We start from the raw sequence: 17352 nt of genomic DNA, 5'->3' as shown, positions 1-17352 counted from the left end.
ATTCAGCGTACTACGTTGCCTATCGTACGAGCCGACACCGGCACCGTGACGAATGGAGTCCGCCGTGAGTGCGCTCTTCGAGCCCTGGACCCTGCGCGATCTGACGATCCCGAACCGGGTGTGGATGCCGCCCATGTGCCAGTACTCGGCCGCCCCCGACGGGCCGCTGGCCGGCACCCCGACCGACTGGCACTTCGCGCACTACGCGGCCCGGGCGACCGGCGGCACCGGCCTCATCGTCGTCGAGGCCACCGCCGTCACCCCCGAGGGGCGGATCTCGCCCTACGACCTGGGTCTGTGGAACGACACCCAGACCGAGGCGTTCCGCCGCATCACCGGCTTCCTCGCGGCGCAGGGCACCACTCCGGTACTCCAACTCGCCCACGCGGGGCGCAAGGCATCGACCGACCGGCCCTGGAAGGGCGGCGCACCCCTCGGCGCCGAGGCGGGCGGCTGGCAGCCCGTCGCACCGAGCCCGGTCGCCTTCGACGAGCGGCACGCGACGCCGGACGAGCTGACCATCGATCAGATCGCCGAGGTCGTCGGACGGTTCACGGACGGCGCCCGGCGTGCGCTCGCCGCCGGCTTCGAGGCGGTCGAGATCCACGGCGCCCACGGCTATCTGATCCACGAGTTCCTCTCCCCGCACTCCAACCACCGCACGGACGCGTACGGCGGCTCGTACGAGAACCGCACACGTCTCGCCCTGGAGGTCGTGGACGCGGTGCGGGCGGTGTGGCCCGAGGACAAGCCGCTGTTCTTCCGGGTGTCCGCCACCGACTGGCTGCCGGAGGGCGGCTGGACGCCCGACGACACCGTCCGCCTCGCCGCCGACCTGCACGCGCACGGCGTCGACCTCCTGGACGTGTCGACCGGCGGCAACGCCTCCGGGGTACGCATCCCGACCGTTCCCGGCTACCAGGTGCCCTTCGCCGCGCGGGTCAGGGCGGAGAGCCCGCTGCCTGTCGCCGCGGTCGGGCTCATCACCGAGGTCGAGCAGGCCGAGAAGATCGTCGCCAACGGCGAGGCGGACGCGGTACTGCTCGGCCGCGAGCTGCTGCGCAACCCGTCCTGGGCCCGCCAGGCGGCCCGTGCACTGGGCGCGGACACGCGCGTGCCCGAGCAGTACCTGCGGGCCGTCTGAGTCCGCCCTGTGGGCCGCCTGACGGCAACACGGCCACCGCCACGGGACGGTCGTACGACGCCGCCGTCCCCGGGTGGGGCCCAGGACCGCCTTGCCGCCCCGGCCCCACGGCCGTCCGGTCGCCGGTCGCCGGTCGCCAGTCGCCAGTCGCCAGTCGCCAGTCGCCAGTCGCCAGTCGCCAGTCGGGCGTACGGTCGTCCGCGGTGCCCGTCACCGGGCCAGTCGTACGATCGTCTGCTCCAGGCGGGGCAGGGCGCGCTGGCCCGTCACGGCCAGGGCGATCGCCGCCGCCACGCCGGCCCAGGCGAGCGGGCCGAGCGGGGTGCAGCCGAACGCCTGGCTCGCTCCCGGGGTCTGCACCAGCAGGGCGAGCACGGCGGCGGAGCCGAGCGCGGTGGCGCGGACCAGAGGGCTGTCCCGGCGGTCGGTCAGCGTCTGCGCGAGCTGGGTGCCGACCAGCGCGCACAGTGCCATCGTGGTGGACCGGCGGGCGGTACCCGGGGTGAAGCGGCCGATCAGCCAGGCCGTCACCGCGCCCAGGCAGGTGGTCAAGGCCCGGTGCCGGATCCGTTCGATCAGCGGTGCGCCCAGCAGTGAGGTGCCGAGCGGGCCGGACGCCGCCTCGCCGGGCTCCGGCTGCTTCGGGGTGACCGTGACGGCCATCGCCGGGAACAGGTCCGTGAACAGGTTCACCAGCAGCATCTGCCGGGTGGACAGCGGCGCGGCCCGCCCCAGCAGAGTGCCGACCATGCCGAAGCCGACCTCGCCCGCGTTGCCGCCGATTAGGATGACGATGGCGTCGGCGACGCTGCGCCACAGGGCGCGGCCCTCGTCGATCGCCTCGATCAGCACCCTGAGGTCGTCGCCGGTGAGCACGACGTCCGCGGCGTTGCGGGCGGCCGCCGAGCCCCGGGTGCTCAGGCCGACGCCGATGTCCGCGGCCCGGATCGCCGCCGCGTCGTTGGCGCCGTCCCCGACCATGCCGACCACCCGGCCCGCGTCCCGCAGCGCCTCCACGACCTGGAGCTTCTGCTCGGGCGCGACCCGGGCGACCACACCGGCGTCGCGCAGCAGCCGGGCCCGCTCGGACCGGTCGGCGGCGGCCAGTTCGTCGCCGGTGACCACGGAAGTGTCCTCGGGCCAGCCCAGTTCGACGGCGATCGAGCGTGCCGTCTGCGGGTGGTCGCCGGTCAGCATCACCGGTCGTACGCCGTCCTCGCGCAGGCCGCGCACCAGTTCGGTGGACGTCCCGCGCGGTACGTCGGCCAGCGCCAGCAGGCCCGTGAACTCCAGCTCCTCCAGCGGCTGTTCGAGCACCTCCGTCTCGCCCTCCGCCTCCGGCAGCCGACGCCGGGCGACGGCCAGGACGCGCAGCCCGTCGCGGGCCAGCGAGGAAGCGGCGTCGGCGGCGGAGCCGGGCAGTCCGGCGCAGGCGGGCAGGATCGTCTCGGGCGCGCCCTTGACGACGAGCCAGCGGCCGGCGTCGCTGTCGCTGTCGCCGGACACCCGCCCCACCGCGGCCGCGTAACCGCGCGCCGCCTCGAAGGGCAGGCCCTCGGCCTGGGTCCAGTGCGGGTCCTCCCCCGCCGCGTCCAGCACCGCCTCGTCCGTGGCGTGCGCGGGGCGTTCGGGGCCGCCGTTCAGGCGGGGGCAGGCTCGGGCCGCGGTCCGTACGACGGCCGCGCCCGCCGTGTCGTCCGGCCGGTGCCCGGTGCCGGCGGCGTCGGCCACCCGGACCAGGCGCAGCCGGTTCTCGGTCAGGGTCCCCGTCTTGTCGAAGCAGACGGTGTCCATCCGGCCGAGCGCCTCCAGCGTGCGCGGCGCGCGCACCAGCACTCCGCTGCGGCTCAGTCTGCGGGCGGCGGCCAGCTGCGCCACCGTGGCCACCAGCGGCAGCCCCTCGGGGACAGCGGCCACGGCCACCGCCACGCCGCCGCTCACGGCCTGCCGTATAGGGGTGCCGCGCAGCAGCGCGAGTCCCGTGACCGCGGCGCCGCCGGCCAGGGTCAACGGCAGGGCTTTCTGGGTGAGTTCACGCAGCCGGGCCTGGACACCGGCGGACGGGGGCGTGCGGGCGGCGAGGGAGACCGCACGGGCCGCCTCGGTGCGGTCGCCGGTCTCCACGACGACGGCGCGGGCGTGTCCGGCGACCACCGTCGTGCCCTCGAAGACCATGCAGCGGCGGTCGGCCACCGGGGCGTGCGGGGTCGGGCGCACCTCCTTGTCGACGGGCAGCGACTCGCCGGTCAGCGCGGACTCGTCCACCTCCAGACCGTCCTGCCACAGCAGCCGGGCGTCGGCCGGTACGACGTCGTCGGCCTGGAGCGTGATCACGTCGCCGGGCGAGAGCTCGGCGGCGTCCACGGTGTGCGGTCCGTCCGGGGAGTCCTCGGTGCCGATGCGCGCCTTCTGCTGGTGCCGCTCACGCAGTCCGGCCAGCGCGCGCTCGGCCCGCAGCCGCTGGACGCCGCCGACCAGCGCGTTGAGGTCCAGGGCGCCGACCACGAGCAGGGCGTCCACGACCGAGCCGAGGATCGCCGAGGCGGCCGAGCCGACCACCAGGACCGGGGTGAGCGGATCGTCCAGTTCGCTGCGCACGGCCCGGGCCAGCCGTACACCCCAGCGGGCGGGGGCCAGCGCCGGGACCCTGGCGGCCGTGTCCATCGCCGCGTGCGCACGGGCGGCCGCCTCGTCCAGGGTGCCCGGATGCTCCTCCTGCTCCAAGTGGGCGAGCCGGTGCTGGACCTCCTTCGGCCGCAGGGCGTGCCAGGCGACCCGGGCCCGCGGATGCGGCGTCCGGGCCAGCGCCACCCCGAGGGCCGCACGGCCTCCGCTGAGCAGGGCGGCCGCGGCGGCGGCGTCGACCGGCGCGTGCCGCAGTCCGGGCAGCGCGCCCCGCCTGCCGCCCTGCCGCGACTCACCGACGGCCACCAGGAGCCCGGACAGCGCGGCACCGGACCGGGCCAGCGTCTGCGATCGCCGCCCCACGGTCCGCCCAGCGGGCACCGCCACGAGCAGCCGCCACAGATCGGCCAGCCCATGCGGCGCGACGACATCCGCCGCCCACACGACGGGCCCACCCCCGTCAGCGAGCGCGACGGCCAGATCGGCGGCGGCGAGCCCGGCCCGCAGATCCTCATCGGAGCCGACACCGATCGTGCCGCCCGGGAGCGGTGCGGACCCCTCACCCGGGAGTTCGGGTGCGTCGGTGGGGGCCGGTGCGGACCCCACGCCCGAGGGCTCGGACGTCTCGGCCGGGGCCGAGCGGGCATCGGTGCCATGAACCACCCGCGAACCGAACCCGTCGTCTGCCGGGTCGACCGGGGCCGGTGCGGGCCGCGCGCCCGAGGGCTCAGGTGTCTCGGCCAGGGCCGAGCCGACGTCGGTGCCATGAACCACCCGCGAACCGAACCCCTCATCCGCCGGGCCGCCCAGGGCCGGTGCGGATCCCGCGTCGGAGGACTCGGGCCTGCCCGACGGGGCCGGGGCGGAACGGGCATCGGCACCATCGGCAGGGCCGGCCGGGGAACCTCCGGCGTCCGTGGTATCGGCCGAGGCCGGGCCGGGCCGGGCATCGGCACCGGTGTCGGGCTGGGAGTCGTTCGCCGCGTCGGCGGCGCCGGACATGGGCTGTGCGGAAGCCGGAGCGGTCCCGGCAGCGGAGCCCGGCCGGGCCACCGCGATGACGCCGCCGGTCCGTTCGCGCATCGTGGTGACCACCTCGGCGAGCGGGCGGTCGGCCGGCAGGACGTGGTCGGCGAGGGAGACGAAGTCCTCCAGTGCCGGGTCGTCCATCACCACGACCCGCAGCCGGGCCCGCCGCGCGGCGTCCAGGACGGCCTCGATCCAGGGGTCGGCTCCCCCGCCCGGCGCCCGCAGCGCGCTCGGATGCAGGACGAGCGTGTCCGCGGTCTCCAGCCGGCGCAGCCGGTCCGTGTCGCGCACCAGCACCCCCGACCGTGCCAGCGCACAGCCCAGGACGGCGTTGAAGGCGGCGGGCCCATAGCGCGCGGCCTTCGGCGACCCCGCGAGCACCGCCTCGGCCGCCTCCCGCGTGTCGTGTTTGACCAGCAGCGCGGCGGCCGCCCCCAACACCCCGCCGGCCTCGGCCGAGTTGGCGTACCCCTCGGCCGGGGTCGTACGCAGCGGCGGCCGTGCGCGCCCGGCGGCCGTCGGGCAGGCGCGGTCGGGCGCGCACAGCCGGTCGTGGAGCGTGTCGAAGGCGGCGCCGCGGGCCAGCGCCTCCGCCAGCTCGCAGGCGCGCAGCGTCCCGTCGAGCACCAGGCCGGTCGGTGTCTGCCCGGCGCCGTGCGCGGCGGCGTTGGCGGCGGTCAGCAGCAGGTCACGGCGGGAGCGGCCGAGGCGGGCCCGTAGCCAGGCCCGGAAGCGTGGGTTCTCCCGCAGCATCGTCACGCCCGCGGTCACGAACCGGGGCGACGGCGGCAGTCGTAGCGCCGAACCGGTGACCGCGGCCGCGGTGCCCGCCACATCGGCCAGCAGGGCGCCCGCCGCCGTCCGTACGTCGCGAGGGTCGCCGGGGTGTGTGGGCTCGTCGGGGGTCTCCTCGGCGCGCCCGTCGAACGGTCCGAGGCCATGACGTTCGGCGGCTTCGGCGGCCTTGCCGAGCACCCGTTCGGTCACCGCGTCCTCGGTCGCGGACACCACCAGCCGGGCCAGCCCGCCGTCCCAGTAGGCGTACAGCACCTCGGGATGCCGGGCCAGCGCGGCGGCCACCCGGCGGGCGGCCGCCTCCCTGCCGCCCGCCCGCCGCACCCGGTCCGGCTCGATGGGCCGCAGCGCCAGGTGAGCGCGCGGGCCGGAGCGCCAGTCGTGTCCGCCACCCGGCAGGGCGGCGCGGGCGACACGGCCGACTCGGGCCGCGGCGTCGACGGTGCGCACCGCGCCCCGGGCGCCGCCGGCCACCGCGCCGGCGGCCAGTCCGACGGCGGGTGCGGCTCCGCGCGCCAGCAGCCGCGGCCCGGCGAGCACGAAGCCCGCCGCGGCCGCTGAGACAGCGGACAGCGGTCCCGTTGCCATGGCCGACCTCACCGCGATGCCGAGGACCGGCCGCCCGTGGCGGACTTGCCGCTGGTGGACTTACTGGTGGCCGCCTTACGGGTGGCCGACTTGGCGGCGCCCGACGCCTTGCCGGCACTGGGCGACTTCCTGCCGCCGGACGGCTTACTCGTGCCGGACGACTTACCGGCCCCTGAGGGCCTCTTCGTACCGGACGACTTCGCGCTGGACGCCTTCGTACCGGACGACTTGGTAGCGGACCTCTTCGTACCGGACGCCTTCGCACCGGACGACCGGTCCGCCGGCCGTGAGGTGGCCGTCGTGTCCGACTTCCGGGTGCCGGAGGTCGCCGTCCCGTCGGTCTTCTCGTGGCCGTCGCGCTCGCCCGGCCGTGGCTGGGTCAGCCAGGCCACGGCCGCTCCGGTGACCGCGACCGGCCACTCGACGACGCCCGCGACGCCGAGCAGGCCGGCGCCCGTGTAGACCGCCAGCCGCCGCCCTCGCGGCGACACACTTCCGACCGTGTCCAGCGTTCCCTCGGCCACCCTGCCCACGACGCCCGCGCCGGGAATCCGGCGCAGGGCGGAGACCGTGCCGCGCACGGGGTTGGGCAGGGTGGGGGACGACGCTTGCCGTGCCATGACTCTTCTCGCCTCCCGAGCAGTCCCCGTCTTCAGAACTGCCGGGTTCCCGGGATCGCGCCGCCGAAAAGGCCCGATCAGCCCACCGCGCAGGCGACCCCGTCGAGGGTGAAGCCCGAGGGCGCCGCGCTGTTGCCCGTATGGCTCGCCTGGTAGCCGATCGACACCCCGGCGCCGGGCGCGATCGTCGCGTTGTACGACACGTTCGCCGCGGTCACCGCCCCGGTGGCCGGTGTGTAGGTGGCGCCCCAGCCGTTGGTGATCGTCTGGCCGGCGGGCAGGGTGAAGCCCAACTGCCAGCCGTTGATCGGGGTGGTGCCGGTGTTGGTGACGGTCACGGATGCGGTGAGGCCCGTGTTCCAGGCGTTGGTGGTGACCCTCACCCGGCAGCCGCCCGGCTGGGGCTGGGGCGCGGGTCCGTCGCCGTCGAGGCCGAAGAAGGTGAGGACGCGGGCCGCCATGCCCTGGCCGTAGAGGTTGTGGCCGACGCCCTGGAGGCTGATCGCCTCCACGGGGGCCCGGTCACCGGTGCCGCCGTAGCGGGTGCGGGTCCAGCCGGACTGGGGCGAGTCGGTGGCGGCCGGGGTCTGGCCGAGGCCGTGGACGTTCGTCCACTGCTTGATCTGCTCCCCGAAGTTGGGGTAGCGCAGGGCGTCGTCCTCGGTGCCGTGCCACACCTGCATACGGGGCCGGGGGCCGGTGTAACCGGGGTACGCGGCGCGGACCGTGTCGCCCCACTGCTGCGCGGTGCGGATCATGTTGCCGCTGGAGCAGGTGCTGTTCCATTCGGAGCCGTCGATGGTGGCGAAGCAGCCGAAGGGGACCCCGGCGAAGGCGGCGCCCGCCGCGAAGACGTCGGGGTAGTCGCCCAGCAGTACGTTGGTCATCATCGCGCCGGAGGAGATGCCGGTGGCGTAGACGCGGCTGGTGTCGGCGGAGTAGGTGCGGGTCACCCAGTCGATCATCGACTTGATGCCCACGGGGTCGCTGCCGCCGTCGCGCCTGAGTGCCTGCGGCGAGGAGACGTCGAAGCACTTGCTGCTGCGGGTGACGGACGGGTAGATCACGATGTAGCCGTACCGGTCGGCCAGCGTGTCGTACTCCGTGCCGTTGTACATGTCCGGGCCGGAGCCGGTGCACCAGTGCACGGCGACCAGAACGGCCGGGCGGGCGGTGACGCTCGCCGGGACGTACACGTACATCCGCAGGCTGCTGGGGTTGGCGCCGAAGTCGGTGACCTCGGTGAGGGTCGCGGTGGGGACCGCGTCGGCCGCGTCTGCCGCCTCGGTGCGGGCGGAGGCGGCGGGTGCGGTCAGGACAGTGGCCGCGAGCAGGGGTACGAGCGCGGCGAAGAGCGCCAGGAGCACCGAACGCAGCGGTCTCCTCGCGGGGTGCGTGGGGGGCATGGGCTGCCACCTTCCGGGTCGGCGGTGCGGGTGGATGCGTGCGCTGGAAGGAGTGCGTCCGTCGTCGATGGTGGCATGCACATGCCCCGCATGGAAGCGCTCCCACGCTCTCCGGACAGCAAGCACTTACCGCTGCTGCGCGAAGGAAACACGTTCTGCGCAAAGCGTTGACTAGAAAGCGCTTGCCCCCTACGTTCCGTTCAGCAGTGTGACCGAGCCGCCTCACACTTCCCCAGAAGGTCACACTGACACGGCGCATTTCGGTTGGATTCATGGACGCTGTTCAGATATCTGTCCGACATGCGTACGCGTGCACACCCCTCACAACAGAAGGACACGGGACATGACCTCTGCGACGCGACCGCGCGCCCGCAGGCGCGCACTGACCGGGGCGCTGACCACCCTCGGGCTCTCGGTTGGCATGATCATGACCACCGGGGCGGGTCCGGCGGGCGCCGCCACCTGGCCGTCCGCCTCCGGCAGCCAGCCGGTCACCTCGACCATCCACCTGACCAGCTCCAGGGACTACGGGATGCTGCGCCTGTACGGCAGCGGCGCCCTGGGCACCGGGGACCAGGCCGAGAACCAGCAGCCGATCCTGACGCTCGCCAACGGCGTGACGCTGAAGAACGTCATCATCGGGGCGCCCGGCGCCGACGGCATCCACTGCCTGGGCAGCTGCACCCTGCAGAACGTCTGGTGGGAAGACGTCGGCGAGGACGCGGCCACCTTCAAGGGCGGCAGCGGCGCGACGTACCACGTCGTCGGCGGCGGCGCCAAGAAGGCCGCCGACAAGGTCTTCCAGCACAACGGCGGCGGCACGGTGAACATCTCCAACTTCGCCGTCCAGGAGTTCAAGACGCTGTACCGCTCCTGCGGCGACTGCTCCACGCAGTACACCCGCAAGGTCAACCTCAACACCATCGAGGTGACCGGTACGGGCTCCACCGCCCGACTCGTCGGCATCAACGTCAACCGCAACGACGTGGCGACGCTGCGGAACATCACGATCCGCAACGACGCGAGCCGCAAGGTCATCCCCTGCCAGAAGTACAACAACAACACGGCGGCGGGGGTCGGCCCCGACAGCACCAACTGCCTGTACTCCAGCTCGGACATCACCTACCGCTGAGCGGCTCCAGCGAGCCGATCGGCTCCCGATGAGCGCGGCCGTCCGAAGCGTCCCCGCACGGCGCTTCGTACGGCCGCTCCGTCATGCCCGGACCTCCGGCGACCGCACGGCCCGCATCACCTCCGCCTGGTACGCCGTGTAGGCGGCCCGCAGGCCGGGGCCGGGCCAGTCGGCGGGCAGCAGGTCGGGCGGGAGCACCGGGTCGGCGAGCAGATGGCGTACGACGGCGGCGAAGGCGGTGAAGCGGTCGGCGGGGGTGGCCGCGCGGGCGGTGTGGTCGAGCAGGGCGCGGGCGGTGGCAGCCCACTCGTCCAACGGCCAGAGCGCGGCGGCGAGTTCCCGGGCGGGCCCCTCGGGGCGGGCGGTGAGGCAACGGGCCACCTCGGCGAGACTCCCGGTCGGGAGCGGACGGGCGAGGTTGGCCGGCCGCAGCCAGACGCCCTCGCGGAGTTCGGCGAGGCGCAGGCTGGTGAGTCGGGCGCGCAGGTCGGCGCGTTCGGTGGGGCCGCGCCCCGTCGCCGTGACGACGACGGTCTCCCAGTCGCCGCTCCACGCGCGCGTGTGGGGGTGCACGGCGTCGTCCTGCCGCCGCCGGCGCTCCAGCAGCCGGTCGCTGAGGCCATGGACGCCGTCCGTGCGCCGCAGATCGCCGACCGCCACCATTCGGCTGAGCGCGGCCCGGAGCGTGGACCCGCCGATGCCGAACGGCTCCACCAGCCGCACGAGGTCCTTCACCGGCAGCTCCGGTGGATCCGCGCCGAGCAGCAGGCTCAACACGACCGACCGCGCGGACAGCGGCCGCAGCCGCACGTCTACGGCGCCTCCCGGCAGGTTCCTCCGCATGAGCAGGTACCCTACGCGCACCTCCCCTTGTTGCACTATTGCTGCGGTCGCAGCTCAGATGCAACATTGCGGCCATGGATCCGACATCCGTGTCACCGCAGCCGCACGCCACCCATGACCTCACCCATGACGTCACCAACCAGCCCCCGCCGCTCGCTCCCTACGACGCCGCCGAGGACGCCGCCCTGCTGGAGGGGCTGCGCCGGGAGGGGGCCGGCTGGGCCGAGGAGGGGATCCGCCGGCTCGGCCTGCGGGCGGGGAGCGCCGAGGCGCAGGAGTGGGGCGAGCTGGCCAACCGGCACGCGCCCGTGCTGCGCACCCACGACCGTTACGGCCACCGGGTCGACGAGGTGGACTTCGACCCCAGCTGGCACGCGCTGATGCGGGTCGCCGTCGAGGAGGGCCTCGCGGGGGCGCCCTGGGCGGACGACCGGCCCGGCGCCCATGTCGCCCGGACCGCGGGCGGCCTGGTCTGGGGGCACACCGATGCGGGTCACGGCTGCCCCACGTCGATGACGTACGCGGCGGTGCCCGCGCTGCGCCGCCAGCCGGATCTCGCCAAGGCGTACGAGCCGCTGCTCACCGCACGCGTGTACGAGCCGGGGCTGCGTGTGCCCACCGAGAAGCGCGGGCTGCTGGCCGGCATGGGGATGACCGAGAAGCAGGGCGGCTCGGACGTCCGGACGAACACCACCGCGGCCACTCCGACCGCCGAGCCCGGTGTGTACACCCTGCGCGGGCACAAGTGGTTCACCTCGGCGCCGATGTGCGACCTGTTCCTGGTCCTGGCCCAGGCGCCCGGGGGCCTGTCGTGCTTCCTGGTGCCGCGGGTGCTGCCCGACGGCACCCGCAACGCCTTCCGGATCCAGCGGCTGAAGGACAAGCTCGGCAACCGCTCCAACGCCTCCTCCGAGCCCGAGTTCGACGGCACGGTGGCCTGGCTGGTCGGCCCCGAGGGCCAGGGGGTGAAGACCATCATCGAGATGGTCAACTGCACCCGCCTGGACTGTGTGATGTCCTCGGCGACCCTGATGCGCAGGACGCTCGTCGAGGCCGGTCACCACGCCCGGCACCGCGGCGCGTTCGGCGCACGGCTGCTGCACCAGCCTCTGATGCGCAACGTCCTGGCCGACCTGGCCGTCGAATCCGAGGCCGCCACGACCCTCACCCTGAGGCTGGCCGGGGCGGCCGACCGCGCGGTGCGCGGGGACGAGGGAGAGCGGGCGTTCCGGCGCCTCGCGACCGCCGTCGGCAAGTACTGGGTGACCAAGCGGGGCCCGGCGTTCACCGCGGAGGCCCTGGAATGCCTGGGCGGCAACGGGTACGTCGAGGACTCCGGCATGCCCCGGCACTACCGCGAGGCCCCGCTGCTGTCGATCTGGGAGGGCTCGGGCAACGTCAACGCCCTCGACGTACTGCGGGCGCTGACCCGCGAACCCGCCACGGCCGACGCCCTCTTCGCCGAACTCGCCCTGGCACGCGGGGCGGACGCCCGCCTGGACGCGGCGGTCACCCGGCTGAAGGACGCCCTGTCCTCGGCGACCGAGACCGGCGCCCGGCGCCTGGTGGAACTCATGGCGCTCACGCTCCAGGGGTCCCTGCTGGTCCGCCATGCCCCGCCGGCCGTCGCCGACGCCTTCTGCGTGAGCCGCCTCGGCGGCGACTGGGGGCACGCCTTCGGCACGCTCCCCGACGGCGCCGGTCTCGACGCGGTCCTGGACAGGGCGCTGCCCGGCTCGCACTGACCGGCGTCGCGCGGCGGCCGGGAGCGCCCTGACCCCTGGCAAGGCCGCTGTGACCTGCGATGACACCGCGCCGAGGGGTGACTGTCAGTGGCTGGGTGCAGACTGGCCGGTGTCTGGGACAAGGACGTCGCGGAGGTGATCGGACATGACCGAGGTACTGCTCGCCGTGGGCACACGCAAGGGCCTGTTCATCGGGCGTCGGCGCGATGGGGTGTGGGAGTTCGACGACAAACCGGCTTTCAACGCACAGGCGATCTACTCGGTCGCCATCGACACCCGGGGCGAGCGCCCCCGGCTGCTGGCCGGCGGCGACAGCGCGCACTGGGGGCCGTCGGTGTTCCACTCCGACGACCTGGGCCGCAGCTGGACCGAGCCGCCGAAGCCGGCCGTCAAGTTCCCGCAGGACACGGGGGCTTCGCTGGAGAGGGTGTGGCAGCTGCACCCGTCGGCCGCCGAGCCCGACGTGGTCTACGCGGGCACGGAGCCGGCCGCACTGTACCGCTCGGAGGACCGCGGCGAGAGCTTCGAACTCGTCCGCCCACTGTGGGAGCATCCGACGCGCTCGCAGTGGATGCCGGGCGGCGGCGGAGAGGGCCTGCACACCATCCTCACCGACGCCCGCGACCCGCGGGCGGTGACGGTGGCGGTGTCCACGGCGGGGGTGTTCCGCACCCTGGACGGCGGGGCGAGCTGGACACCGTCCAACTCCGGTGTCTCGGCGGTGTTCCTGCCGGATCCGAATCCGGAGTTCGGCCAATGCGTGCACAAGGTGGCCCGGGACGCGGCCAACCCCGACCGGCTGTATCTGCAGAACCACTGGGGGGTGTACCGCAGCGACGACGGGGGCGTCCAGTGGACGGACATCGGCGACGGTCTGCCCTCGACCTTCGGCTTCGCGGTCGCCACCCACCCCCGCCGCGGGGACACCGCCTATCTCTTCCCGATCAACGCCGACGCCGACCGGGTCCCCGCCGAGCACCGCTGCCGGGTCTTCCGCACGGCCGACGCGGGCAAGAACTGGGAGCCGCTGTCGGCGGGCCTGCCGCAAGGAGACCACTACGGCACGGTGCTGCGCGACGCCCTGTGCACGGACAACGCGGACCCGGCGGGCGTCTACTTCGGCAATCGCAACGGCGAGTTGTACGCCTCGGCCGACGACGGCGACAGCTGGCGGCAGTTGGCGTCCCATCTGCCGGACGTGCTGTGCGTACGCGCGGCGGTCGTGGGCTGAGACTGGGACAGAAGTCAGGAAGCACGAAGTACGAAGCACAAAGCACAAGGAATGAGGAATGAGGAGGAATCAGGGGGGACATGGAAGTGAGTGAAGCGTCAGGGGCAGACCTTGGCCACCGGTTGATCGTCACCCTGCGTACGGCAGTAGGGTGACGGCCGTGGCACCACGACCCTTGCATGAAATCGTCGAACCGGGCTGGGCACAGGCCCTCGAACCCGTCGCCGGGCGGATCGCGGAGATGGGCGACTTCCTGCGCGCGGAGATCGCCGCGGGACGCACCTACCTCCCGGCCGGCCCGAATGTCCTGCGGGCCTTCCAGCAGCCCTTCGACGAGGTCCGCGTCCTCATCGTCGGGCAGGACCCCTACCCCACCCCTGGTCACGCGGTCGGGCTGTCGTTCTCGGTCGCACCCGAGGTGCGGCCGCTGCCCGGCAGCCTCATCAACATCTTCCGCGAGCTCAACACCGACCTGGGGCTGCCCCAGCCGTCGAACGGGGACCTGACGCCGTGGACGCGGCAGGGCGTGCTCCTGCTCAACAGAGCGCTCACCACGGCCCCGCGCAAGCCGGGCGCGCACCGCGGCCAGGGCTGGGAGGAGGTCACCGAGCAGGCGATTCGGGCGCTGGCCGCGCGCGGCAAGCCGCTGGTTGCCATCCTGTGGGGCCGGGACGCCCGCAATCTGCGTCCGCTGCTGGGCCGGCTGCCGTCGGTGGAGTCGGCGCACCCCTCCCCCATGTCGGCCGATCGCGGTTTCTTCGGCTCGCGTCCGTTCAGCCGGGCCAACGACCTGCTGATGCAGCAGGGCGGGCAGCCCGTGGACTGGCGCCTGCCGTGACCGACCCCGCCGGGCCGGGGCGCGGCGGCGGCATCCTGGCCGTGGACTCGGGCGGCTCCGGGCTGCGGGTCGCCGTCGGCACGGCGGAGCGGGGCGCGGTCGCCCACCGGTCGTCCGACGTGCCGGTCCGCACCGGTGCACGGGGGATCGACCCCGGGCACCTGATGGAGCAACTGCGCTCCCTGCTGCGGGGGTTGGCGGCCGAGGCCGGTGTGCCGGAGCCGGTCACCGCGGTGGTGGGCGCGGCCGGGTTCGCCTCTCTGGGCGGCGCCCTGCGCGCCGAGCTGCCGGGGGCACTGGCGCGGGAGTTCGGCATCCGCCGGGTCGCGCTCGCCGCCGACGCCGTCACCGCGTATCTGGGCGCCCTCGGTCCTCGCCCGGGCGCGGTGATCGCCGCGGGCACGGGGCTGATCGCGGTCGGCACGGACCTCGCCGAGTGGCGGCGCGCCGACGGGTGGGGTCATCTGCTGGGCGACTGCGGCGGCGGCGCCTGGATCGGCCGGGCCGGTCTGGAGGCCGCCGTACGCGCGCATGACGGACGGCCGGGCGGTTCCGCCGCGCTGCTGGCCGGCGCCGAGGAGCAGTTCGGGCCGGTCTGCGGGTTGCCCGGGCGGCTGTATCCGCTTCCCGACCGGCCCGCGGTACTGGCGTCGTTCACGCCCCGGGTGGCCGCCTGTGCGGCGGACGATCCGGTCGCCGCGGACATCCTGCGCTCGGCCGCCCGGCACATGACCGACTCCGCGGCCGCCGTCTGCCCCGCTGAGGGCGAGCCGCGCCTCGCCCTCACCGGCGGGCTGTTCCAGCTGGGCGAGCCTCTTCTCGTCCCGCTGGCGGAGGAGCTGGCCCATCGGCTGCCGCACGCGCGGCGGGTGACGGCCGAGGGGGATCCGCTGCTCGGCGCGGTGCGCATGGCCACCGCGCTCGCGACGGGCGCGCTCGATCTGCCGGAGGACGCGTGCCTGCTGCACGTGGTGGCCGACGCGGGAGTTGGGGCCGCCGATTGAGGCAACCGGTTGCGGCGTTCCATGGGGTTCGGGGGCTCGGAGGGACAAGTCGCCCGGAACACACGCCGATCACTTCTGATCCGTACGTAACTCATCAGACAAAAGCGGACGGATACCGCTCACCTGCACCCTCCCCGAACAGCAGAGCCACGGAAACAAGTAACATGCGGCGCCATGAGCTCCCCCACTGGGCCCGCGTCCGGCCTGCCAGTACGAATGCCGCGCCCCCGCCAGCCCGGGCGGCACCGCCGACCCGAGCCCGTGGCGGCTCCCGAGGGCGCCCCCGCGCTCGTCCTCGCGGTGCCGGGCACGCCGAGTGAGGCCACCCGCGGCCTCGCCGAGGAGATCGTGAGCATCGCCCGCTCCGAGCTCCCCGGTCTCGACGCGCGCATCGGTTACCTGGACGGGGACGACACCGACTACCCCACGCTGCGGTCCGTCCTCGCCCACGCCGCCGAGGAGCGCACCGCCCGTTACGAGCAGGCCGTGGCCGCCGGACTGGACGTCAAGGAGCCCGAGGGCCCCGTCGCCGTCGTCGTGCCGCTGCTCGCCGGCCCCGACAGCGCCCTGCTGCGCCAGGTCCGCCAGGCCGTCATGGACAGCAAGGTGGCCGCCGAGCTCACCGATGTGCTCGGCCCCCACCCGCTGCTCGCCGAGGCGCTGCACGTGCGGCTCTCCGAGGCCGGTCTCGCCCGCGCGGACCGCGCCCGCCTGTTCACCGTGGCGACGGCCGCCGACGGCATCATCCTCGCCTCCGTGGGCGGCGACGAGGCCGTGCAGGCCGCCGGTATCACCGGCATGCTGCTCGCCGCGCGCCTGGCCGTGCCGGTGATGGCCGCGGCCCTCGACCAGGAGGGCTCGATCGCCTCCGTGGCCGAGCAGCTGCGCTCCTCCGGCTCCCAGCAGCTGGCGCTGGCGCCGTATCTGATCGGCCCGGAGATCGACGCGTCCCTGCTGGAGGAGGCGGCCAAGGAGGCCGGCTGCTCGGCGGCCGAGGCGCTCGGCCCCTACCCCGCGATCGGCAAGCTCGCGCTCGCCAAGTACACGACGGCGCTGGGCATCGCGCCGCAGCCGCAGGGCGCGCCGGTGCGCTGACGCGCCCGCGCTGCCGTATGCCGGTACGCCCGTACGACGGAAAGGGCCCGCTCCTTCGGGGAGCGGGCCCTTCGTACGTCTGGAGACGGTGGCGGCGGGCGTCTAACCGAGGACCACCCAGGTCGCCGCCGGTACGGGGATCGAGCCGTCCCGGACGGGCAGTCCGGTGGCCGGGTCGAGGCGGAACCAGGTGACGTCGCCGGAGCGTTCGTTCGCGACGTACAGCCGGCCGCCGGACTCGGCGAGGGCGCGCGGCCAGTGGCCGCCGCACGGCACCGTGCCGACCAGCCGCAGCACCTCGCCGCCGCTCGCGACCACGAACACCGACAGCACGTCCTCGCCCCGGGTCGCGACCCACACGAACCGTCCGTCCGGCGCCACGGCGATCCCCGAGGGGTAGGCGTCCCCGGCCGGAGCACCGGGCAGCACCGGCGTCTCGGCCAGCGGCTTCAGGGCGCCGTCCACCGTGTCCCAGCGGCAGACGGTGACGGTCGGCGCGAGTTCGTTGACCACGTAGGCGTACGTGCCCTCCGGGTGGAAGGCGAGGTGGCGGGGGCCGGAGCCCGGGCGCAGCGCGATCTCGCGGTGCACGGAGATCCTGCCCTCGCGCAGGGTGCACACCCGTACCGAGTCCGTGCCGAGGTCCACGCTGACCAGCCAGCGCCCGGCGGGGTCGGACAGCACGTGGTGGGCGTGCGGGCCCTGCTGGCGTGGGGTGTACGGGCCGGAGCCGGTGTGGGTGAGCACGGCGGACGCGGCCCGGGCGAGCGTGCCGTCCGCGCGGATCGGGACGGCGGTGACGCTGCCGGAGCCGTAGTTGGCGGTCAGGACGTGGCCGTCGTGCACGGTGAGGTGGGTGGGGCCGCTGCCGCCGACCGGGACCGGCGGGCCGGTCCGCTCGGGTACGTCGCCGTCCACACGGTAGGCGGTGACCGTGCCGTCGGCCGTCTCGCTGACCGCGTAGAGCATGCCTCCGTCGGGCGAGAGGGCCAGGCAGGATGGGTCGGGCACGGTGTCCGCCATGCTCAGCACGGTCAGGCCGCCGCTGTCCGGATCCACCGTCGCCGTCACGATCCCGGGACCGCCGGCCGCCGTGAACGACCCGATGAACGCCCGCCGCCTGCCGTCGCCGTCCGCCACCGCTGACCCCTCTCGCGTCACCGTCGTCGTGGTGGTGACGGTAGCAGTTGATCAAGGAAGGTCTAGACCAAGACGCCGTCGAAACGCGGCGCGACGCGAGAACGGCCGGACCCACTC

General features: G+C 74.5%; 12 protein-coding genes. 7 read left to right on the top strand and 5 right to left on the bottom strand.

The window, feature by feature from the left end; all coding sequences use genetic code 11:
• The first annotated feature begins 64 nt into the window (after window positions 1–64).
• Window positions 65–1144, top strand: a complete 1080-nt coding sequence (locus tag ACH5AC_RS29080; RefSeq protein WP_398865158.1) for an NADH:flavin oxidoreductase/NADH oxidase — start codon at window positions 65–67, stop codon at window positions 1142–1144.
• A 210-nt stretch (window positions 1145–1354) separates the two neighbouring features.
• Here the strand turns inward: ACH5AC_RS29080 and ACH5AC_RS29075 are convergent, their stop codons facing one another.
• From ACH5AC_RS29075 to ACH5AC_RS29065, 3 genes are all read right to left on the bottom strand, one after another.
• Window positions 1355–6181: an HAD-IC family P-type ATPase gene (locus tag ACH5AC_RS29075; RefSeq protein WP_398865157.1), complete on the bottom strand. Its 4827-nt coding sequence runs from the start codon at window positions 6179–6181 to the stop codon at window positions 1355–1357.
• A gap of 8 nt (window positions 6182–6189) precedes the next feature.
• A complete protein-coding gene (locus tag ACH5AC_RS29070; protein WP_398865156.1) occupies window positions 6190–6801 on the bottom strand; it encodes a hypothetical protein in 612 nt (203 codons plus the stop codon).
• A 77-nt stretch (window positions 6802–6878) separates the two neighbouring features.
• The gene (locus ACH5AC_RS29065; protein WP_398865155.1) at window positions 6879–8207 is read right to left on the bottom strand and encodes a PHB depolymerase family esterase; all 1329 of its coding nucleotides are present in this window, start codon (window positions 8205–8207) and stop codon (window positions 6879–6881) included.
• A gap of 343 nt (window positions 8208–8550) precedes the next feature.
• On the opposite strand from ACH5AC_RS29065, the gene ACH5AC_RS29060 reads away from it, so the two are divergent.
• The gene (locus ACH5AC_RS29060) at window positions 8551–9339 is read left to right on the top strand and encodes a pectate lyase (protein ID WP_398865154.1); all 789 of its coding nucleotides are present in this window, start codon (window positions 8551–8553) and stop codon (window positions 9337–9339) included.
• 81 nt (window positions 9340–9420) lie between these two features.
• Here ACH5AC_RS29060 and ACH5AC_RS29055 read toward each other — a convergent pair whose 3' ends face one another.
• Window positions 9421–10182: a PaaX family transcriptional regulator C-terminal domain-containing protein gene (locus ACH5AC_RS29055; RefSeq protein WP_398865152.1), complete on the bottom strand. Its 762-nt coding sequence runs from the start codon at window positions 10180–10182 to the stop codon at window positions 9421–9423.
• 74 nt (window positions 10183–10256) lie between these two features.
• On the opposite strand from ACH5AC_RS29055, the gene ACH5AC_RS29050 reads away from it, so the two are divergent.
• The 5 genes from ACH5AC_RS29050 to ACH5AC_RS29030 all read left to right on the top strand — a co-directional run bounded on the left by ACH5AC_RS29050 (window position 10257) and on the right by ACH5AC_RS29030 (window position 16095).
• Window positions 10257–11927, top strand: a complete 1671-nt coding sequence (locus tag ACH5AC_RS29050; protein ID WP_398865151.1) for an acyl-CoA dehydrogenase family protein — start codon at window positions 10257–10259, stop codon at window positions 11925–11927.
• Between the two features lie 145 nt (window positions 11928–12072).
• Window positions 12073–13158 (top strand): WD40/YVTN/BNR-like repeat-containing protein, encoded by a 1086-nt coding sequence (locus tag ACH5AC_RS29045; RefSeq protein ID WP_398865150.1) that lies wholly within the window; start codon window positions 12073–12075, stop codon window positions 13156–13158.
• 160 nt (window positions 13159–13318) lie between these two features.
• Window positions 13319–13996 carry a uracil-DNA glycosylase gene (locus ACH5AC_RS29040; RefSeq protein ID WP_398865149.1) on the top strand — a complete coding sequence of 226 codons (678 nt, stop codon included), beginning with the start codon at window positions 13319–13321 and terminating at the stop codon, window positions 13994–13996.
• Entirely contained in the window at window positions 13993–15000 is a 1008-nt protein-coding gene (locus ACH5AC_RS29035; protein ID WP_398865148.1) for an N-acetylglucosamine kinase, read from the top strand. The genes ACH5AC_RS29040 and ACH5AC_RS29035 overlap by 4 nt, the downstream gene beginning before the upstream one ends.
• Window positions 15001–15174: 174 nt before the next feature.
• The gene (locus tag ACH5AC_RS29030) at window positions 15175–16095 is read left to right on the top strand and encodes a sirohydrochlorin chelatase (protein WP_398865147.1); all 921 of its coding nucleotides are present in this window, start codon (window positions 15175–15177) and stop codon (window positions 16093–16095) included.
• 102 nt (window positions 16096–16197) lie between these two features.
• Here ACH5AC_RS29030 and ACH5AC_RS29025 read toward each other — a convergent pair whose 3' ends face one another.
• Window positions 16198–17235 carry a lactonase family protein gene (locus tag ACH5AC_RS29025; protein WP_398865146.1) on the bottom strand — a complete coding sequence of 346 codons (1038 nt, stop codon included), beginning with the start codon at window positions 17233–17235 and terminating at the stop codon, window positions 16198–16200.
• Between the last annotated feature and the right edge of the window lie 117 nt (window positions 17236–17352).

This window comes from Streptomyces sp. NPDC018693, from assembly GCF_044391385.1.
In the GTDB taxonomy this organism is placed as follows: Bacteria; Actinomycetota; Actinomycetes; order Streptomycetales; family Streptomycetaceae; genus Streptomyces.
Note: the sequence above shows the minus strand (reverse complement) of the source record. Positions and strands in the feature narration are given on the sequence as shown.